This window comes from Micromonospora sp. DT233, assembly GCF_049841815.1.
Lineage (GTDB): Bacteria > Actinomycetota > Actinomycetes > Mycobacteriales > Micromonosporaceae > Micromonospora.
In genome coordinates this window covers 90,902-110,857 of sequence record NZ_JBNCLB010000011.1, presented here as the reverse complement: position 1 = coordinate 110,857, position 19,956 = coordinate 90,902, and the positions used below count along the sequence as shown (strand labels likewise).

11 protein-coding genes are annotated in these 19,956 nt (G+C 73.6%); 4 read left to right on the top strand and 7 right to left on the bottom strand.

The annotated features are described in order from the left end of the window. Nucleotides 1-281: 281 nt before the first annotated feature. Complete coding sequence (locus ACLQ2V_RS21700) at nt 282-497, top strand: hypothetical protein (protein WP_425720418.1); 216 nt, start codon at nt 282-284, stop codon at nt 495-497. A gap of 240 nt (nt 498-737) precedes the next feature. On the opposite strand, the gene ACLQ2V_RS21695 is transcribed toward ACLQ2V_RS21700, so the two are convergent. Next, on the bottom strand, nt 738-1,496 hold the full coding sequence (locus ACLQ2V_RS21695; protein ID WP_425720378.1) for a DeoR/GlpR family DNA-binding transcription regulator: 759 nt from the start codon (nt 1,494-1,496) through the stop codon (nt 738-740). A 61-nt stretch (nt 1,497-1,557) separates the two neighbouring features. Between ACLQ2V_RS21695 and ACLQ2V_RS21690 the strand changes: the two genes are divergently transcribed. Further along, nucleotides 1,558-2,769, top strand: a complete 1,212-nt coding sequence (locus ACLQ2V_RS21690; protein ID WP_425720377.1) for an MFS transporter — start codon at nt 1,558-1,560, stop codon at nt 2,767-2,769. Nucleotides 2,770-2,931: 162 nt separating this feature from the next. Here ACLQ2V_RS21690 and ACLQ2V_RS21685 read toward each other — a convergent pair whose 3' ends face one another. Beyond that, on the bottom strand, nt 2,932-8,391 hold the full coding sequence (locus ACLQ2V_RS21685) for a carboxyl transferase domain-containing protein (protein ID WP_425720376.1): 5,460 nt from the start codon (nt 8,389-8,391) through the stop codon (nt 2,932-2,934). A 660-nt stretch (nt 8,392-9,051) separates the two neighbouring features. Here ACLQ2V_RS21685 and ACLQ2V_RS21680 point away from each other — a divergent pair. Then, a complete protein-coding gene (locus ACLQ2V_RS21680; protein ID WP_425720375.1) occupies nt 9,052-10,425 on the top strand; it encodes a PQQ-binding-like beta-propeller repeat protein in 1,374 nt (457 codons plus the stop codon). Between the two features lie 81 nt (nt 10,426-10,506). On the opposite strand, the gene ACLQ2V_RS21675 is transcribed toward ACLQ2V_RS21680, so the two are convergent. From ACLQ2V_RS21675 to ACLQ2V_RS21665, 3 genes are all read right to left on the bottom strand, one after another. Further along, nucleotides 10,507-11,727, bottom strand: a complete 1,221-nt coding sequence (locus ACLQ2V_RS21675) for a S8 family peptidase (protein WP_425720374.1) — start codon at nt 11,725-11,727, stop codon at nt 10,507-10,509. 135 nt (nt 11,728-11,862) lie between these two features. Continuing rightward, the gene (locus ACLQ2V_RS21670) at nt 11,863-13,998 is read right to left on the bottom strand and encodes a B12-binding domain-containing radical SAM protein (protein WP_425720373.1); all 2,136 of its coding nucleotides are present in this window, start codon (nt 13,996-13,998) and stop codon (nt 11,863-11,865) included. A gap of 560 nt (nt 13,999-14,558) precedes the next feature. After that, nucleotides 14,559-16,148 (bottom strand): beta-1,3-glucanase family protein, encoded by a 1,590-nt coding sequence (locus ACLQ2V_RS21665; protein ID WP_425720372.1) that lies wholly within the window; start codon nt 16,146-16,148, stop codon nt 14,559-14,561. A gap of 131 nt (nt 16,149-16,279) precedes the next feature. Here ACLQ2V_RS21665 and ACLQ2V_RS21660 point away from each other — a divergent pair, with 131 nt between their 5' ends. Further along, a complete protein-coding gene (locus ACLQ2V_RS21660) occupies nt 16,280-17,302 on the top strand; it encodes an NAD(+) diphosphatase (protein ID WP_425720371.1) in 1,023 nt (340 codons plus the stop codon). Here the strand turns inward: ACLQ2V_RS21660 and ACLQ2V_RS21655 are convergent. After that, nucleotides 17,280-18,893: a class I adenylate-forming enzyme family protein gene (locus ACLQ2V_RS21655; RefSeq protein WP_425720370.1), complete on the bottom strand. Its 1,614-nt coding sequence runs from the start codon at nt 18,891-18,893 to the stop codon at nt 17,280-17,282. The two genes, ACLQ2V_RS21660 and ACLQ2V_RS21655, sit on opposite strands and share 23 nt — an antisense overlap. Nucleotides 18,894-18,899: 6 nt before the next feature. Continuing rightward, nucleotides 18,900-19,907 (bottom strand): aldose epimerase family protein, encoded by a 1,008-nt coding sequence (locus tag ACLQ2V_RS21650; RefSeq protein ID WP_425720369.1) that lies wholly within the window; start codon nt 19,905-19,907, stop codon nt 18,900-18,902. Between the last annotated feature and the right edge of the window lie 49 nt (nt 19,908-19,956).

The following is a 19,956-nucleotide window of genomic DNA, read 5'->3' as shown; positions in this document are numbered from 1 at the left end:
TCGCCTCGGCGATTTTCGGCGTCGTGCGGACGCCTGCCGGGCGGCCCGACGGCCGGCGTGCCGGCGCGACGCCGGGACGCGGGCGGGCGGTGGGCCTTTGCGCCGTCCAGGCCTCCGGCCTGCTCGGTCAAGGGAAAGCCGGCTTCGGGGGGACCCGCCCGCGAGTCGGCGCAAATCGTCCCTTCAGGACATTCCGCGACCGGCAGTAGGTCACAGGTCGGGTGTCTCGGGCCGATGGCCCCTGTGCTCCGCACGGGAATTTGCTATACGGTCGGTGTGTGATGGTCGAGAAGCATTGGTGGAACGGTGACCCGACCCCGCGCGGGCGCCGTGATGTGTACATCCGCACTGACGGTCGACGTTGGGATGTTCAGGCGCAGATCGGCGGCGAATCCGGCCGCTCCCGAGTGCAGGAATGCCCCAGTCGGGCCTCGGCGGCCATTCTCGCCGACGCCTGGCGTGGTAACCAGGCGGCCTGGCGCGAGTTGCCGCGCTGACGCCCGGCCCGCCGCTCGCGGCGGGCCGCAGTGGTCGTGGGTCCGGGGCCGTGCGTTCGTAGCCGGCGAGGTGCAGCACCCCGCCGGCACGATGCGCCCGGCCCTTCACCCCGCCGCTGCTGCGTTCCCGGCGGCGAATCCCCCCTCCGCCCGGCGGCGAATCCCCCCTCCGCCCGGCGGCGAATCCCCCTCCGCCCGGCGGCGGGTCACCCCCTCCGCGCCGCGATGTCGGCGGGCGATTCACGCCCTTCGCACCACGACGCCGGCGGCGCTCAGCGCGTCGACCTCGTCGTCGGGGGCGTCGTCCGAGGTGACGACGCTGTGCAGCGCTGATGCCGGCGCGACGAAGGCGAGGGCCGTGCGGGAGAGCTTGGCCGCCTCGGCGACCGCGATGACGCGATGGGCCGAGGCCAGCGCCGCACGCTTGATCGCGGCGTCGGCAAGATCGTAGGCGGTGAGGCCGCTCGCGGCGGTCAGGCCGCAACAGCCGATCACGGCGGTGTCGAAGCGGAGCGCGGCGAGCGACGCCTCCGTCAGGGGGCCGGTGAGTGCCAGCTCGCCCGGGCGTGGTTCCCCACCGGGTAGGAGCAGCCGCAGCCGGGGCGCGTCGACCAGCGCGTTGGCCGCGTGCAGGGACAGTGGCATGACGGTCAGCCGGCGTGGGAGCAGCGCGCGGGCCACCTCGAGGCAGGTGGTGCCGCTGTCGACGACGACCGCCTCGCCGTCGGCGATCATGTCGGCGACGGCGGCGGCGATGCGCTGCTTGACCCCGAGACCGTCGCGGGCGCGCAGCGCGAACGGCTGCTCCTCCCCGCGCAGCAGTAGGGTCCTGGCCCCGCCCCGGTAACGCTCCAGCACGCCCTGCTCGGCCAGGACCTCCAGGTCGCGGCGGATCGTCATCTCCGAGGTGCGGGTCAGCTCCGCCAGCTCCGCCACGCTGAGCTGCCCGGCCCCGCGCACCGCGTCGATGATCCGTCGGTGTCGGTCCGCGCTCGTCATGCGCTCATTGAACACCGACCCCCCGCATAATTCAACGTTTCGAACGCGATTTGTGTGCGCTATGTTCGAAGTCATGATGAGATCGCTGCGGGCCGCCCGGCTGGCCACCTTCGCCTACTTCGCGCTCAACGGCTTCGTCCTCGGCATCTGGATCGTGCACATTCCCGCCGTCGAAGAGCGGGCCGGCATCAGCCACGCCGTGCTCGGCTGGCTCCTGCTGCTGCTCGGCGCCGGTGCCTTCGCCGGGATGCAACTGGTCGGCCCGCTCGCCGACCGGTTCGGCGCCCGCCGGGTCGTGCCGCTGAGCGCGGCCCTCTGCGCCGGGGCCCTCGTCCTGCCCGCGCTCGCCACGGACGCCTGGACGCTGGGCGCGGCGCTGCTGGTCTTCGGCCTCGGAAACGGCAGCCTGGACGTGAGCATGAACACCCACGCCGTACGGGTCGAGGCCGGCTACGGCCGCCCCGTCATGTCCGCGTTCCACGCCGTCTTCTCCGTCGGCGGGGTGCTCGCCGCGCTGGTCGGTGCCCGGACCCTGAGCTGGGGCTGGAGCACGACGGTCACCCTGACCGTCGTCGGGCTGCTCGCCCTCGCCGTCGCCGCAGCCGCCGCCCCCGCGCTGCTGCCGGCGACGAACGCCACCACCGCGCGGAAGCGCCCGGCCACCGAGGCCACCGGCTGGCGGACCGCCCCCCGGCGCATCTGGGCCCTCGCCGGGCTCGCCCTGCTGCTGATGCTCAGCGAGGGCGTCGCCAACGACTGGAGCGTGCTGGCCATGCGGGACGTGCTCGACGCGCCCGCCGCCACCGCCGCCCTCGCCTACGGTGCCTTCGCCACCGCCATGACCCTCGGGCGCTTCCTCACCGACCGGGTCGCCGCCCGCTTCGGCCCCGTCGCCATCGTCCGGTACGGGTCGGCGCTGGCCGCCGTCGCCCTCACGATCGTCGCGCTCTCGCCGTCGATCCCGCTGGCCATCGCCGGCTGGGCGCTGTTCGGAATCGGGCTCGCCGGCACCATCCCGCAACTCTTCAGCGCCGCCGGCCACGCCGACCCCGACGCCGCCGGCACCAACGTCTCCCGCGTCGCCGGGCTCGGCTACCTCGGCATGCTCGCCGGGCCGGCCATCATCGGGCCGCTGACCCACCTCATGCCGCTGAACTACACGTTCTTCCTGCCCGTGGCCTTCTGCGTGGTCGCCGCCCTCGCCGCCCAGCTCCTCCGGCCGAAGGGCGAGGCGACGACCCCGGTCGCGCCCGCCGTCAGCCACGCCGGCTGAGCTGTCGGCCACGTTGGCTGAGCCGAGTGACCGACGCGCCCGACGGGCCGGCCGGGGTCCCGCAACGGGCCGACCGGGGGCCGCAACGGGCGTCGCCCCGACCGATGCACTCCGGTCGGGGCGACGCCCGTCTGAACAACCTCCGCCGTCAGGCGACGGCGATCATGCCAGCTGCCGCAGCCGCGACTCGATGGCCTCGATGACCTTCGGGCGCAGCTCCGCAGCGCGGACGACCGCGTCGACGGAGCCGACCTCGACGGCGCGCTGGATGTTGTGCACCCGGTCGAACTCGGCGGCCACCTCGCCGAGCTTCTCCGTGCGGACCGACGCGCGAAGCTCGTCGAGCTCGGCGGTCAGGGTGGCCCGGTCGGTCCCGGCGGCGGCCGCGACCCGGGCCTCCAGGTCCCGCACCCGTGGGTCGCGCGCGGTGCGGGCGTTGACCTCGCCGGAGAAGACCACCGCGGCGGCGGGGGCCCCGCCGAGCACCGAGGCGAACGACCCCTCCAGCGCCAGCACGGTCATGTTCGGGTTCAGCGCCTTCGAGAAGACCACGAACGCGCCGCCGTGGTAGCGCGAGATCACGCAGAACACGATGGGCCCCCGGAAGTTCACGATCGCCCGGCCGATCTCGGCGCCGTACTCCAGTTGGAGGTTGCGCATCGACTCCGGTGAGCCGTCGAAGCCCGACAGGTTGGCCAGCACCACCAGCGGTCGGTTGCCGCTGGCCGCGTTGATCGCCCGTGCGGCCTTCTTCGACGACCGGGGGAAGAGCGTGCCCGCGGTGTACGTGTCCGGGCCGTCGGTGGGCGGGAAGCCGCGCCGGGGCACCGACCGCGACTCCACGCCGATCAGGCAGACGGGCATCCCGCCCAGGTGCACGTCCTGCACCGCCACGGTCTCCGCGTCGGCCATGCCCGCCCAGCGCTCCAGCACCGGGTGGTCCTGGTCGGCCAGCGCCCGCATCACGGTCCGGATGTCGAACGGCTTCTTGCGGTCGGGGTTCGCCGTGGCGGAGAAGATCTCCCCGACGGTGGTGAAGTCGCTCTCCGCCACGGCGTGCGGGAACTGGCAGATGTCGCGGTCCACCGGGTCGGTCGTGCTGGTCCGCCGCGGCGCGTCCTCCCCGGGCGCGACGTACGTGTGGTCGTAGTACGACATCAGCACGTCCCGCGCGGCGACCAGGTTCGGCGCCCAGTACTGCGCCTGCCCGTTCGGGCCCATCACCCGGTCGTAGCCGCCGATGCCGAAGTTGTCCTCGGCCGACACCCCGCCGGAGAAGTCGAGCGACTGCTTGCCGGTGAGCACCATCGCCGAGTCCGGCGTCATCACCAGGATGCCCCTGGTGTGCATGAGCATCGTCGCCTCGGCGTTCCAGTAGGGCTGCGCGCCGACGTTGATCCCCGCGACCACGATGTTGATCTCGCCGCCGCCCTGGGTGAACTCGACGATCCGCTTGAGCGCCGCCGCCACCCAGTCCATGTTCTCCGTGCCCGAGCCCATCGAGATGCGCGCGCCTGCGGAGAGCGCGTACCACTCCAGCGGCACCCGCAGCTGCTCGGCCAGGTCCAGCGCGGCGATCACCCGGCGGCACTCCGGCTCCGACAGCGCGCCCAGCGCCTTCGTCGGGTCGCCGAGCAGCACCACCCGGGTGACGCCCTGCGGGTGCCGGGAGGTCCGCGTGCTGACCACGCCCGCGACGATCGCCGCGCTGTTGTGGCCCCGGGGCCGGTCGACCGGCACCAGCGCGTGGCGCTCGTCGAGGTCGTGCTCGACGAAGTCGCCGAGCAGCTTGGCCAGCTCGTACGGGTAGACCGTGTTGCGGCTGCTCGCCCGCAGCACCTTCTGCCGGTAGTCGTCGAGCGGCTCCAGCGGCTCGTCCGACGGCGCCCCGATGGTCAGCTCCACGCCGCCGGTGGCGTGGAAGGAGACCCGTACCTCGGTCTTGACCAGCTCGCCGGTGCGGTGGTCACGCTGCCGCCCGATGAACAGGATCTCCTCCAGCCCGGCGCCCGCGGTGGTCGGCAGCACGCGCCCGGCCAGCATCTCCAGCTCCGCGCGGGTGATCTCGCTCGGCGGCCAGACGTAGATGACGATCCGGTTGGTGTTGACCCGCTTCTTCGACGGCCGCCGTGACTGCGCGCGGCGGATCGAGTCGAGGCAGGTCGCGAGGGTGTCCTCGGCCGCCGGCAGCGAGACCAGCCGGCCGTCGTGCTCCCGCAGCTCGGTCAGGTTGCGCACCTGCGCGAACGCGACGAGACGCTCGTCGGAGGGGTTCTCCCGCGCCACGCACTGGAAGAGGTAGACCTCCTCGTCCGACGACGGCAGCCGGGTGAGGTCGAACTTGCGCAGCCGCTCCAGCTGCATCCGCTGCGCGATGTACGGGTGCAGGCCGCGGACCAGCCGCTCCTCGGCCATCCCCTCGGCCGACGGCCGGAACGTGAAGTGGTGGTGCATCACCGCGCCGCTGCGGCCGGCGACGGTGGCGGTGACCCGGCGGACCTGGCTCGGCAGCGGGAACCCGCCGATCACCTGGTGCAGCGCCGCCGCCATGGCGTCGGATTCCGGCGGCTGGTTCTCCCAGGCGAGGTAGATGTCGGCGTCGATGGCGTCCTCGTCGCCGGCCAGCTCCGCCAGCCCGCGCAGCGCCCCGCCGAGCGCCTCGAAGCTCACCGCGGCCGAGGCCACGCACGCGCCCGGCCGTCGGGCGACCACGAAGGTGCAGCCGGCGGCCTCGCGGCTGCGGAGGCTGAGGTCCTTGTTGCCGTAGTACCGCCGGGTCAGCACCTCCAGCATGACCGCGTTGTCGAGGTGGTCGCGGACGAGCCGCTGGCCGAGCAGCCGCACCAGCGGCTCGGTGCTGCGGACCATCTCGGCGATCCGCTCGGCGCGGTCCGGCGCGTCGGGGTGCGTGTCGAGGTGGCGCAGGTGCCTGCGGACGTTCGCGTAGACCAGGGCGCGGTTGCGGCGCAGCAACGGCTGGCCCAGCCAGGCGAAGACCACGCCGCGCGCCAGGTCGGCGACCACGGGGAAGCGGACCTGGGTCGCGGAGACCAGCCGCTCCAGCGCCAGACCGGCGGGCTCGCGCAGCACGTCGTCCGGCGGCGGCTCCTGCAACCACTGGCGCAGCAACGCCGCGACGACCGTGGCGTCGGCGGCGGCGCGTTGCAGGGCGAGGAAGATCCGGAACACCGCCGCCTCGAGCTCGGGGGAGCGGTCCAGCTCGGTGACGCCGTAGTGCCCGAGGGCCTTGGCGAGCTTGGTCTGGAACGACGCCGGCAGGCCGGCCCGCTCGACGTCGAGGCTCTGCAGGTAGGTGTGGAAGCGCTCGCGGGGGCTGTGCACGTGGCTGTCCGGGCCGCCCTCCTCGCCCGCCGGCCGGTTGCGGCTCAGCTCCGCCAGGTCGGAGAAGAGGTCGACGAGGTCCAACTCCTCGGCCAGCGGCCGGTGGCCCTCGTCGGCGGCCGTCCGGCGCGCCACGAGGTAGTCGTCGAGCACCCGGCGGTCGTCGTGCGGGTCGACGTCGAAGCCCAGCAGCAGGGCGCGCAGGTCCTCCTGGCCCCGGGTGGCCCGCTCCCGCGCCGGGATGCGCTCGGGCGCGGCCGGCAGGTCCAGCTCGACGGCGGCGGTGGAGACCTCTTCGGCCTTGGCGTCGTCGAGGGCCTCCAGCCGCAGCAGCGGGGCGCCGGTGGCCACCTGGCTGCCCACGGAGACGGCGCACTCCTTGAGTCGGGCCCGGAACGGCGCCCGCAGCACCGTCTCCATCTTCATGCTCTCCAGCACCAGCACCGGCGCGCCGGCCTCCACCTCGGCGCCGACCTGAAGCGGCGTGGCGACGACCAGGGCGGGCATGGACGAGCGGATGACGCCGCCCTCGTCGAGGCTGACCCGGTGCGTCACGCCGTCGACCTCGACCAGGTGCATCGGCCCGTGCGTGGCGGTGAGCAGGCGGTACCGGGTGCCGTTGACGACGACCTGCCCGGTGTGCCGGTCGAAGCGGTCCAGCTCGACGTCGGCGGTGCGCACGGCGTCGCCCGCCTCGATGCCGACGCGGAACCGGTGCGCGCCGACCCGGGCGACGCGCACCCGGTAGCCGGCGCCGCGCAGCTTCAGGTCCAGCGGCCGGCCGCTGGCGTGCTGCACCTGCGGGCGTCCGCCGGAGGCCGTCGAGAGCAGCCGGTGCTGCTCGACCCGCTCCTCCTCCTCGTACGCCTCGATGGCGGCGGCGGCCAGCGCGACCGCGGAGTGCCGGTGCGAGACGAGCCGGCCCTCGCCCCGGACGCGGTCGATCCAGCCGGTGTCGGCGCTGGCGTCGATCACCTCGGGCTGGTCGAGCAGGTCGAGCACGAAGCTCTTGTTCGTCGCCCCGCCCTCGATGATCACGGTGGTCTCGGCCATCGCCCGGCGCAGCCGGCCCAGCGCCTCGGCGCGGTCCCGGCCGTAGGCGATGATCTTCGCGATCATCGAGTCGAAGTCGCCGGGGATGGTGTCGCCCTCGCTGACCCCGGTGTCCACCCGGATGCCCGGCCCCGCCGGCAGGTCCAGCCGGAGGATGCGGCCGGGGGAGGGCGCGAAGTCGCGGTCCGGGTCCTCGGCGTTGAGCCGGGCCTCGATGGCGTGCCCGCGCTCGGCCGGCGGCTCGCCCTCGAGCCGCCCGCCCGAGGCGACGTGCAGCTGCGCCTTGACCAGGTCGAATCCGGTGGTGGACTCGGTGATCGGGTGCTCGACCTGCAACCGGGTGTTGACCTCGAGGAACGCGAAGAGCCGGTCGCCGGGGTGGTAGAGGAACTCCACGGTCGCCGCGCCGCGATAGCCGACGGCGACGGCCAGCCGCTCCGCCGACGTCTTCAACTCGGCGGTCTGCTCGGGGCTGAGCACCGGCGACGCCGACTCCTCGATGACCTTCTGGTTGCGCCGCTGCACCGAGCAGTCCCGCACGCCGAGCGCCCACGCGGTGTGGCCGTCGGCGATCACCTGGACCTCGACGTGCCGGGCGCCGGTGACCAGGCGCTCCAGGAACACGATGCCGCTGCCGAAGGCCCGTGCGGCCTCCTGGCTGGTGCGCTCGAAGGCGTCCAGGAGCTCGGCCTCGTTGGTGACGACGCGGATGCCGCGCCCGCCGCCACCGGCGGTCGCCTTGAGCATCAGCGGGTAGCCGATCTCGGCCGCCGCCGCGACCGCGGCCGCCGGGCTCTCCACCGCCCCCCGGCTCCACGGCGCGACCGGCACGCCGACCTCCTCGGCGATCAGCTTCGCGCCGATCTTGTCACCGAGCTTGCGCATCGCGTCCGGGCTCGGGCCGACGAAGGTGACACCGACCTTCTGGCACAGCTCCGCGAAGGCCGGGTCCTCGGCGACGAAGCCCCAGCCGACCCACGCCGCGTCGGCCCCGGTCTCCACCAGCGCCCGCTCCAGCACCTTCAGGTCCAGGTACGGCCGGGCCGAGGCGGGGCCGAGATCGTAGGCTGTGTCGGCCTCCCGGACGAAGGTGGCCGTGCGGTCGACGTCGGTGTGCAGCGCGACGGTCTCGATCGGTTGCCCGGTCTCGGCGGCCAGGTCCCGGACGGCGTGGATGAGCCGCATCGCGGCCTCACCACGGTTGACGATGGCGATACGACTGAACACCCGAGGGAGCCCTTCTGCCCAAGACACGAGTCGGGCCGACTGGCGAGCTGGGCGGTTTCTGATTTGCAGCGGACGGTGGCCGGCCCGATCATAGTGGCTACTGCCCGGTACGAGAATAGTGCGCGCGCGGCCGGGGGCCTGGGTCTGCCGGTCGGCTTGGGAAGCGGATTGTCGCGGGTGCGGGCACGAACTGCCTTCCACTGCGGACAACGGCGCAGGGATCGCACCGAAAGCCAGCGTCTCCTCACCCGCCGTGCCTGTTACTCCAGGTCAGCGCGGTGCGACGTGACCTGCGTCGAGGGCCGTCAGGTATTCGCCTTTGACATCGTCAAGAACAAATATCGCAGGTGGGAGTGGCGTTACGGAGCATTGTGGTGAGCATTTCGGCAATTGTGCCGAGACCGATGGGCAGTTCGGGACCGGCGGCTCGGGGTGGCGAATCCCTTTTGCCCTGACCACCGCCCCTACCGCTGCCCCGACCGGCCCCTACCGCCGCCGTGGTCGCCGCCGGTAGGGGGCGGGTGGCGCCGGGATCGTGGCGGGGCGGTCGGCGCGCCGCGGTCTTCGCCCGAGGCCGCCCCGGCCGCCGTGGGCGTCGCGGGGCGGCGAATGCGGGCAGGCCCTACGGTGAGGGCCCGCCGCCGATAGAGGGAGAGAGCCTTGTCATCATCGAACCGCCCGGCCCGGTGGGCGCTTTCCGGCCTGGCTCTCTGCCTGGTCGTCGGACTGGCCGCCTGCGTCCAGCCCCGCGCCGAGGGGCCGGTCCGGGCGAAGCGGCCGGACACCGGGGTCGCAGTGGACGACGGGTCGGGCGTGGGCGCCCGGCCGGAGGAGACGGGCCCGGAGCCGAGCTGGTCGACCCCGGTCGACCGGGTCAATCAGCCGCTGGCCCAGGTGGGCCGGGCGATCGTGGTGCCCGACGAGCGCCAGCTGCGGGCGGTGGACCGCTCCACCGGGCAGGAGCTGTGGCGGCACCCGTTCCCGCAGAAATATCAGTACGTGGTCGCGGGCGAGCTGATCGTCGCCACCGCCAACGACGGGGGGACCCTGGAGGTGCTCGACGCGGCCACCGGCGGCACCCGCTGGCGGGCCGCCGACGCCCACGACGTCGTCGTCGACCGAGCGGCCGTCTACCACCGGGAGTGCGTCGGCACCGGGCCGAAGGCGACCTGCGCGCTCGTCGCCCAGGACCTCCGCGACGGCCACCGGCTCTGGAGGCTCTCGGCCGACCGGTTCGCCACGGTCTCCGACCTGAGGATCGGCGCGCGGCTGCCGTACGCCCCGGCCGCCGAGCCGTACGTCTCGGTGCGACGCAGCGCGACCGGCCGGACGTTCACCACGGTCGCGGCCCGCACGGGCAAGGCCGGCGGCGGGCGGTTGCCGAGCCGGGCCTGGTACGGCTTCACCGCCGGCAGCCTGCTCGTGGCCACCGACCACGACCCGGCGCGGGACGATCGACGGTGCACGGTCGAGATCGCCACCGTCGACGCGGCGACCGGCGAGAAGGGCTGGTCCGGTCAGGTCTTCAGCGGGCGCACCGACGACGGTGAGTGCGAGAAGGTGCTGGCGCACCACTACAGCGGGACGACCCTGCTCGGGACCGGCACCCGGCTCGTCGCGGTCACCGCGACCGGCCGCCCGCAGCTCGTGGAGCTACGCACCGGCCGGACGCTCTGGCAGGCCCCTGCCGCCGGCACACCGATCGACGGCGACGACCGCTCGGTGCTGGTGCGGCGCACCGCCGACTCGGGGGCGCTGACCCTGCTCGACCTGGCCACCGGCCAGCCCCGGTGGACCGCGCCGGATCCGGGGCTCTCCGGGGAGTCGGCGAGCTGGCGGACGACCGTGACCGGGCGGTTCGTGGCGGTCAGCGGCGCGACCGAGGACCGACCGTTCGTGCTCGTCCACGACGCGCAGGGCGGCCGGCTGCTCGGCCGGTACCCCGGCTGGCTCGCCGGGGCCGGCGACGACTGGGTTGCGGTGATCCGGTCCGACGGCTCCGGGGGGACGGCCCTGGACGTGCACACCTTCTGAGCCGGGGCCGGCGTGTCCTGAGTTGGGGCCCGCACGCCCGCCGGGCCTACGAGGGTGCGGGCCGGCAGGCCCGGTCCGGCGTCAGGGGCCGCAGTAGAGCAGCCGGTTCGGGGTGCCGGCGACCACGCCGGTGACGACGCCGGCGGTGGCCCGGCCGGTCAGGTGCGCGGTGACCTGGGCCGGCGTCCAGCCGGGGTTGGCCGACAGGGCCAGCGCGGCGCAACCCGCGACGTGGGCCGAGGCGGCCGAGCCGCCGCTGATGGTGGCGGTGGCCGTGTCGCCGGTGTGCCAGGTGGAGGTGATGTTCGCCCCCGGCGCGAAGAGGTCGATGCAGCTGCCGTAGTTGCCGCTGGGCAGCCGGGCGTCGGTGGCCGAGGTGCCCACGGCGGTCAATGCGCCGGGCACCCGCGCCGGCGAGGCGTTGCAGGCGTCCCCGGCGGAGCTGCCCCCGGTGGTGACGTGGGTGATCCCCCGGTTGATCGAGGTGGTCACCGCCGCGTCCAGGATCGTGCTGACCCCACCGCCGAGGGCCAGCTCCGCCACCGCCGGCCGGACGGCGTTGGCGGCGATCCAGTCGATCCCGGCGATCACCCGGGCGAGGGTGCCGCTGCCGGCGCAGTCGAGCACCCGGACCGGATGGACCCGGACCTCCTTGGCCACCCCGTGCCGGCTGCCGCCGATGGTGCCGGCCAGATGGGTGCCGTGCCCGTTGCAGTCGTCGGCCGGCAGCGCCCCGTCGACGAGGTCGACCCCGCCGCCGACGCGGCCGGCGAAGTCGGTGTGGGTGGCCCGGACGCCGGTGTCCACCACGTACACGTGCACGTTCTGGGCGGTGTTCGGGTAGGCGTAGCGGCCGTCCAGCGGCAGCCGCCGCTGGTCGATGCGGTCCAGGCCCCAGGACGGCGGGTTGGTCTGCACGCCGGGGCCGACCGACGGCACGAGCCGGTTGGGCTCCACCGAGGCCACCGCCGGGTCGGCGGCGAGCCGGCGGGCGGCCCGGGGGGTGAGCCGGGCCTCGAAGCCGGCCACGGCGTGGCCGTAGACGTGGCCGACGCTGCCGGAGTAGCGGGCGCGCAGCCGGTCGGCGACCCGGCCGACCTCGGCGGCGGCCGTCGGCCCGTGCGCCGCTCGGGCCGGGGCCTGCCGGAGCAGGACGAGGTAGCTGCCGGGCACGGCGTCCGGGGCGTCGGCGTGCCGGACGGCCGCCTCGGCGGCGGCCGGGCCGGCCGGAAGCAGCGCGGCGCTCAGGGTGGCCGCCAGGGCGAACGCGAGCAGTCGACCCCGTGAGGGCGCAGCGGTCATCTCTCCTCCTCACCGGCGAGGGCTGGAGGTCACGCCGGGCGCGGCCCGACCGACCGCTAGGAGTCTAGCGATCGGCGGGCCGCGAAGATAGACGCTCGGCGGTGGGGCGAACGCGCTGCGCAGTGGCCGCCTCGGTCAGGCCGGCTGGGTCACCTCGGCGTACTCCAGGTGTCGCCGCCGGTTGGCGTTGGTGCTGGCGAAGCTGCGCAGGTAGATGCGGCGGATGTCGTCGCTGCCCCGCGACGCCCAGAGCCGCTCGTGGTGCTGGTAGCCCTCGATCCGCAGGGCGAACCTCCTCGGCGCGGCCAGGGCGAAGTCGGCCAGCGGCCGGCGGAAGTTGGCGTTCTTCCACTCCACCAGGTCGTAGCGGGACTCGACGAAGACGGTCTCGGGCACCGGCTCGTGCAGCGGGATGAAGGACTGCACCTGCAACTGGGCGATCACGTCCAGTTGCTCCAGGAATGCCTCCGACGGCTCCTCGCCGTGCAGCTCGCGGTGCAGCCGCAGGCCGCTGCGGGCGAACTCGTGCACGACCTCGGCGAAGCGGCCCTCGGTGAACAGGTCACTGAAGACCGCGTACTGGTAGCGCATCGCCCCGAACTGGTTGTCGGTGACCTGCTCCGGCTGGCGCTCGGCCAGGTCGCGGATGAGCTCGGCGACCTCCTCGCGGGTGTCGCGCATCATCGCCCGGTGGCCACTGAGGAACCGGCTGGCGAACTCGGCCAGGGTCGGGCACTGCTCGGGATCGGCCAGCATCGACCGGATCACGGACGTGGCCCGCACCCCGTTGGTCTCGAAGAAGAAGACCAGTTCCCGCAGCCAGCCGTAGAAGAGGGCGAAGTTGAAGAAGAAGATGAACTTGAAGAACCCGAGGTACTCCTGCTCCGGGATCGTCGAGGTGGCGACCACCAGCTCGTCCATCTCGAAGGTCTGCACGGAGTCGTACGCGGAGTAGCCGTTCTCCGACAGCGCGAAGCGGGTCTTCAGGCCGAACCGCTCGCGGTACTCCGCGAAGGCCATCTCGGCCTGGTCGAGGACGTTGAGCGCGTAGATGACCACGTTGTCGAAGCGGTGGTCGAGCACCTTGTCCAGGGAGTTCGTGAACGACTCGATGGTCTCCCCGGGCAGCCCGAAGATCAGCTCGGTGGAGAGCACCAGGCCGTGCTCGCGGGCGAAGGCGGCGGCCTCCTCGATCGCGGTGTCCTTGACGTTGACCCGCTTGATGTTCTTGAGCACCTGCTTGTCGAGCGACTGGAAGCTGATGTTGAGCGGGATGAGGTCCCGCATGAGCAGGGTGACCTGCTTGACGTTGCGGGTCAGGTGCTTGTCGGTGTAGACCTGCACCACGGACGGGTAGGAGAAGCTGTCCTTCACCTTGCGGATGTGCTCGGCGATCTCGACGTCGCGGGGGAGGATCCCGAAGTTCTCGTCGGCGATGCGCAGCAGCGGGTTCGACGTGCGGGCCTGGATGTAGTCGATCTCCTCCTTGACCCGCTCCACGCTGAACGCCCGCAGCTTGGACCACCAGTCGTGCCCCGCCACGCAGAACGTGCACCGGTACGGGCAACCGCGCGAGGTCTGCAGCAGCGGGATGTACTCCGGATTGGCCAGGAAGTCGTCGCAGAGGCCGGTCAGGTACGGCGAGGGGATCTCGTCCAGCACGCCGACGCGGTCCAGCGGGTCACCCTGCAGGATCAGTCCCTGCTCGGTCAGCGAGTAGCAGCCGTCGACGACGGTGCCCTTGACCTCGCTGGGATCGGCCAGGCTCAGGCACCGCTCGACCAGGTTGGCCAGCGGGTGCTCGCCCTCGCGGGAGATGTAGAAGTCGGCGGCCCGGTTGCGGCGCAGGCCGGCCTCCGCGATGGGCTTCTCGGTGGGGATGTTCGGCCCGGCCACCGCGATGACCACCTTGGGGTGTCGCTGCTTCACGACGCTGATCACCGCGTTGGTCAGCGCGGTGTTCCACGAGTAGTTGCCGAACGCGAAGACGTCGGGCACCTCCTCGGCCAGCGCCTCGTCGACCTGCTCGGTCGTGGCCAGTTGCCGGATCCGCACCGCGTCGCCGAAGCGTGCCCGCAGGTACGAGTGCACGTAGGTCATCCCGAGGGGCACCGTCACGCGCAGGTTCTTCCCGGTCGTGCTGTGCAGGTGCGCCAGGAAGACGACGAGTGGCCGTCCGGCCGCGGCGACCGGGGTGCCGCGGCCGAGAGTGCGGGTGTGCAGGCTCTCGACAGGAATGAAGTGCTGTCCCGGCTGCTCGTCGGTGCTCATGTGCGCCTGCCCTCTCGGCATGGTTGACCGGCGACCGTCCGGTGGGCACCGGGTGGTGCCCGAGACGGTCGCCTGACTGGGGGGATGACGGACCAGAATGGGTGGCCACCCGCGACGTCGCGGTGGCCCGTCGACCGGCCGCCCGTCGGGTCGACGGGGTGGGCGGTGGCGCAGCGGGTGCGCCTCGCCCCGGCTCGAACCCGCGCGGGTGCGCGGCCGGTTACCGGATCGAGGTGGACCGTATTCGGGCCGGCCACGGGCGCAGCGGGTGAACGGGGGACATCATCGGACCGCTTCCCTCCTTGGCAACTGCCGGCCGGTGTGGCGATCTTGCTGGATGATGCCGACGTTACGCGATCCGTCGCCTCGGCACGACCCATGGCGGGGCATGGATTTCCCGTCCCGCTGGTCGGTTCCGCCGCTGGTCACGGTGCGGCACGGCGAGGTCGCGAAGGGTGCGGCGCGGGGCCCGCGGCGGCGCTGCGGCTCGCCGCCCGTACGAGGGGTGGGGCGGGCCCGCGAGGTGCGCGGGTCCGCCCCACGGCCGGGCCGGTGGTCGGTCAGCCCTTGCGCCACTTCTGGTTCGGGCTGCCGGAGCAGTCCCAGAGTTGCAGCCGCGCGCCGTCGCCGCCGTTGTTGTCCTTGATGTCCACGCACTTGGCGGCCTGGACGTTGATCAGGTCGCCGCCCGCGTTGAGGATGAACTGCTGCGCGCCGGTGCCGTTGCAGGTGTAGAGCTGGACCGCCGCGCCGTTGCCGGTGGCGCCGCCGGCGACGTCCATGCACTTGTTGTCCTGGCTGCGCAGGCTGTTTCCGGTGAACGTCCACTGCTGGGCGTTGGTGCCGTTGCAGGTCCACGTCTGCAGGGGAGTGTGGTCGGTGAAGTTGGCGCCCGGCACGTCGACGCACTTGTTGTTCCAGTTGCTGACCACCGGCACCGCCGTGCCCGGGTTGCCGCCGCCCGCGCCGAACGGGCTCAGGATCAGGCCCGCCGCGCGGGGGTCGCCGTCGTGGACCAGGGACTCGAAGGCGCCGACGTCGTCGAAGGCGAAGGCGTACGCCTTGCCGTCGGTCATGTTGGCGTGGATGACCCGGGCGTACTGGTTGGTCGGGTTGTTGCGGTAGAACTCGGCGGCGTTGGTGCTGGGCTGGGTGTGGATCGTGCCGAGGGTGCCCCGGTTCAGCGCCGCGCAGAGGGTGCGGGAGATCGGGCCGACCACCTGGTCGTTGGGTGCGGGCAGGTCCCCGTCGCAGCCCCAGACGCTGGCCGAGGAGGGCCGGTTGAAGGAGGTGACGACCTGGCCGGCGGTGTTGGTGAAGGTCATCACGTTGCCCGACGTCCGCCCGAAGTACCGGATGTCGGGCCGGTCGGCGAAGGGCACCACGGTCAGCGTCCTGGTGGTGTACGCGTTCCACGCCGAGGCGATGTAGGAGTCCAGGTAGGTGCCGCTGAACAGCCCCGCGCCGGCGGCCTTGCCCGGCGAGAGCACCCGCAGCACGGTCCCGTCGGAGCGGGTCTGGACGGTGTTGGCCCAGCCGGGTTGCGCGCGGACGCCCTCGATGATGGCGGTGCGGCCGTTGTTCACGACGTCGCCGGTGCGCCTGGTGATGCCGTTGGCGCCGGTGACGGTGACCGCGTGCGGCACGGCGAACATGTCCACCTGGGAGCTGTTGAGCCACAGGCCGTCGTCGTTATAGGTGAACTCGCTCCAGTCGAACAGGATGTCGCGATTGGCGTCGCCGGCCGCCCACGGTGCGGGCTGCACGAAGCCGTCGGGGGTCAGGTAGAGCTTCAGCTTCTCGCCGAGGGAGAAGTAGACCCGGCCGGAGAAGCCGCGCGGGAACCGGATCGTCGTGCTGCCGCCGTTTCCGGGGCCGGGGATCGAGGCGTCCGGGGCGGGTGACGGTGGGATCTGCCCGCCGGTCCAGGGGATGAAGGTGCCGGCCTGGTTGACGTAGCCGAGGCGGCCGGTGGAGAGCTGGGTGCCGATCACGTAGAGGTGCACGGCGTCGGCGCGGCCGGTGTTGTTGCTGATCGTGACGGGCAGCAGCGCCGGGCCGATGGCCTGGGCGGGGGCGGCGACCAGCGCCAGCGGGACGGCGGCGAGCAGGGTGGCCAGGGCGCTGAGCAGCTTACTTCGGAGGATCATGAGAGCTCCTCGGGGGCGGGGGTGGCGCAGAGAGCGCTCTCTCAGCGTCTTACTGTTAACAATGTTTGTCAATATGTCGATCTCTTGCCGGCCCCGGCGTACACCGGTGGGGTGCCGGGTAGATTCCGCCCATGATCGTGCAGCGTGCGGCCGGAGAGCCGCCCCAGTCGGGCCCGGACCGCGCCGGGCCGGCGGCCGTGGGGCGGCTCGACCGGTGCCGGCGGCACCGCGACGATCCGACCTGGATCGCCGCGGCCTGGCCGAGGGCGCGCGTCCTGGTCGTCGACGCGGCCGGCGGCGGCCGGGTGCTGGTGCGGCCGGGCCCCGACGCGGACCCGGCCGGCGCGCGGCTGGTGCTGATCGACGCCGCCGGGGCCCCCGCCGGGGAGCGCATCCTGCTCGGCGTCCTCCCCGACGGGGTGCCCGCCTTCGCCGTGCTCGCCGCGCTGCCGACGACGCCCGCCGCGCTGCCGACGACGCCCGCCGCGCTGCCGACGACGCCCGCCGCGCGCCCGCAGACCCTGCGGGAGGTCGGGCACCGCCTGCCGGCGGTCGAGGCGGAACTGCTCAACCTGGCCACCGCCCTGGCCAACTGGCACACCGCCAGCCGCTTCTCCCCGGTCACCGGGGCACCGACGACCCCCACCTCCGGCGGCTGGGCCCGGCGCGGCCCGGGGGAGGCCCCGCTGCGGCCCCGGACCGACCCGGCGGTCGTCGTGCTGGCCCACGACGGGGTGCCCGGCCCGCAGGGGCGCTGCCTGCTCGTGCACCGGGCCGCCGGGGTGGTCGTCGACGGCCGGCGGCAGTTCTCCTGCGTCGCCGGCTTCGTCGAGGCGGGGGAGAGCCCCGAGCAGGCGGCGGCGCGGGAGGTCGCCGAGGAGGCCGGCGTCACGTGGCGTCCCACCCGCTACCGGGGCAGCCAGCCGTGGCCCTTCCCGGGCAGCCTGATGCTCGCCTTCGAGGGGCTGGCCGACCCCCGCGAACCGATCAGGACCGACCCGGTCGAGATCGCCGCGGCGGGCTGGTTCACCCGCCGCCAGGTGGCCGACGCCGTCGCCGGCACGCCGGTGGAGACCGGCCACGGCGCGGCGCTGGCGCTCCCCCCGCCGGTGTCGCTGGCCTGGTCGCTGCTCAGCCGGTGGGCGGTCGGGTAGCGTCCTGCGCCAGCACCCGGGCCAACTCCAGCCGCACCACCTTGCCCGTCGGGGTCCGCGGCACCGCCGCCAGCCGCACCACCCGCGACGGGAGGGCCGACGGGGGGAACGTCCGGCCGAGCTGCCGGTGGATCTCGTCGTCGCTGACCTGGTCCGGGCAGACCACCCCGGCGACGATCTCGTCACCGAGCGTGCGGTGGGGCAGGGCCACGCAGGCGGCGTCCACCATGGTCGGGATGACCCGCAGCGCCCGGTCCATCTCGTCGAGGGAGACCGACTCGCCCCGCACCTTGGCGATGTTCTTGCTCCGCCCGGTGATGACGACGAAGCGGTGCGGCGAATCCTCGTCGCCGGTGAGGAAGCCCAGGTCCTGGGAGTGGAACCACCCGTCGCGGAACGCCTCGTCGGTGGCGGCGACGTTGTCGACGTACCGGCTCATCACGTTGTGCCCGCGCATGCAGATCTCGCCCACCTCCCCGAGCGCCGCCGGCCGGCCGTCGGCGGCGAGCACGGCCACCTCGTTGCCGTACAGCGCGACGCCGATCGACGGGATCTCGGCTTCCAGCATCAACCGGCGGTACGTCTCGGCGGAGACGTCCGGCGGCATGGTGGCCGAGAAGTTGATCGTCTCGGTCAGGCCGTAGCCCTGCATCACCCGCACGCCCAGCCGCTCGGCGACCGCGCGGGCGGTGGAGGCCTGCAACGGCGCGGCGGCGGAGACGAAGTAGTCGAACTCGGCCGGCACCACCGGTCGCCGCCAGGTGTGCGCCAGCGACTCCAGGATGCTCGGCACCACGCTGGCGATCCGGGGCCGCATCCGCTCGATCAGCTTCGGATAGCCGAACGGGTCGAAGCCGTGCACGAGGATCGCGTGCGCGCCGGCCGCGAGCGTGGCCAGGAGGGTGAAGTGCACCCCGTTGACGTGGTGGATCGGCAGGCAGCCGAGCAACCGGTCACCGGGGCGCAGCCGGTGGTGGCGGCGCACCGCCTCCGCGTTGACCGCCGCGGCGTAGTGGGTCTGGGCGACCATCTTCGACGTCGCGGTGGTCCCGGAGGTGCCGAAGTAGAAGGCGTCGGCCCCCGGCTCGGACACCGGCGGCGGGATCGGCCCCGGCTCGGGCAGCGCGCCGGGCGCCGGGACCACCGTCGCGTCGGCGTAGGCCGTGCCCGCCGCGCCGGGTCCCCGCAGGACCACCCGCACCCCCAGCGCGTCGACCTGGCTGCGGATCCGCGGGACCGGGTCGCCGGGGTTGAGGAAGAGCACCGGGCAGCCGGTACGCATCAGCGCGAAGATGGTGACCACCGAGGCGACGTCGTTGACCGGCAGCAGCCCGACCGGCTGCCCCGGTGTCACCCCCGCCTCGCTGCGCAGCCAGTGCGCGCAGGCCGCGCTGAGCGCGTCGAGTCGCCGGTAGGTCAGGGTCTCGGTCGCGCCGTCGGCGGCCACCGTGGTCAGGTACGGGTCGTCCGGCGCCGACGCCAGCCGCTGCGCCAGGCAGGCGAGCAGCGTCGCGGGCAGCTCCAGCGGCCGGCCCAGCGGCCGACCCTGGAAGGTGTGCGCGAGGTCGTACGGCCCGGGCTCGGTCGTCACGGTGGTCTACTCCGCTTCGTCGACGGTGAAGTGGTGCACGGTGCGCTGGCGGTAGGTCCCGCCCGGGTCGAGCCGTACCGAGGGGAAGTCGGGCCGGTTGGGGGCGTCCGGCCAGGCGCCCGCCTCCAGGCACAGCCCGCCGCGGCGGTCGGCGAACCCGTCGGCCGAGTAGACGCCCAGGCCGGGCTGGTCGGTCACCACCCGCATCCGGCGGCCACTGGACGGCTCCGACAGCTCGGCCGCCCACGCCGGGTCGTCCAGGACGAAGAAGTTGTCCAGGGCCGCGCCGCCGATGGGCCGGGGCGAGCGGTAGTCCAGGTCGCCGCCGGTGACGTCCACCGGCGGCCCGGCCACCGGCAGCAGGTCGGCGTCGAACGCCACCGAGCGCGCGGCGTTGAGCGCCAGCCGGTGCCCGTCCACCACCCCGCCGCCGGCGAGGTTCCAGTACGCGTGGTTGGTCAGCCCGACGACCGTCGGCGCGGTGGTGGTGGCCCGGTAGTCGAAGGTGAGCCGACCGCTGCGGTGCAGCCGGTACGCCACGTCGACCGTCAGCTCCCCCGGATACCCCTGGTCGGCGTCGGCGGAGACCAGCCGCAGCACCACGGCGATCTCGTCGGGGTTGGTCTGCTCCACCCGGGCGGCGAAGACCCGCCGGTCGAAGCCGGTGGTGCCGCCGTGCACGTGGTGCGCCCCGTCGTTGCGGTCCAGGTCGTAGCGCACGCCGTCGAGGTCGAAGCGGGCCCGGCGCACCCCCCGGCAGTACCGGCCCACCGTCGAGCCGACGTACGGGTTGCGCGCGCGGTCCAGGTAGCTGTCCAGGTCGGGCAGCCGCCGCACCACGTTGTCGAGCCGGCCCCGCCGGTCCGGGACGAGCACCTCGACCAGCGTCGCGCCGTAGGTCCAGACCGTCACCGCCGGCCCGTCCCCGGTGACCAACGTGTACGACTCCACGGGGCGGTCCGCGTCGGCGGCCTCCGGCCCGGTGCGACCGACCAGCTCACGGCGGACGTCCATGCCGACGAAGATAGTCTTGATCGTGGTGGCCGGCGAGGGCAGGGGGACT

Bases quoted from the DNA above. Each gene is read 5' to 3' on its own strand.
- ACLQ2V_RS21700 (WP_425720418.1), top strand. From the start codon at position 282: ATGGTCGAGAAGCATTGGTGGAACGGTGACCCGACCCCGCGCGGGCGC.
- ACLQ2V_RS21695 (WP_425720378.1), bottom strand. From the start codon at position 1,496: ATGACGAGCGCGGACCGACACCGACGGATCATCGACGCGGTGCGCGGG.
- ACLQ2V_RS21690 (WP_425720377.1), top strand. From the start codon at position 1,558: ATGTTCGAAGTCATGATGAGATCGCTGCGGGCCGCCCGGCTGGCCACC.
- ACLQ2V_RS21675 (WP_425720374.1), bottom strand. From the start codon at position 11,727: ATGACCGCTGCGCCCTCACGGGGTCGACTGCTCGCGTTCGCCCTGGCG.
- ACLQ2V_RS21670 (WP_425720373.1), bottom strand. From the start codon at position 13,998: ATGAGCACCGACGAGCAGCCGGGACAGCACTTCATTCCTGTCGAGAGC.
- ACLQ2V_RS21665 (WP_425720372.1), bottom strand. From the start codon at position 16,148: ATGATCCTCCGAAGTAAGCTGCTCAGCGCCCTGGCCACCCTGCTCGCC.
- ACLQ2V_RS21660 (WP_425720371.1), top strand. From the start codon at position 16,280: ATGATCGTGCAGCGTGCGGCCGGAGAGCCGCCCCAGTCGGGCCCGGAC.
- ACLQ2V_RS21650 (WP_425720369.1), bottom strand. From the start codon at position 19,907: ATGGACGTCCGCCGTGAGCTGGTCGGTCGCACCGGGCCGGAGGCCGCC.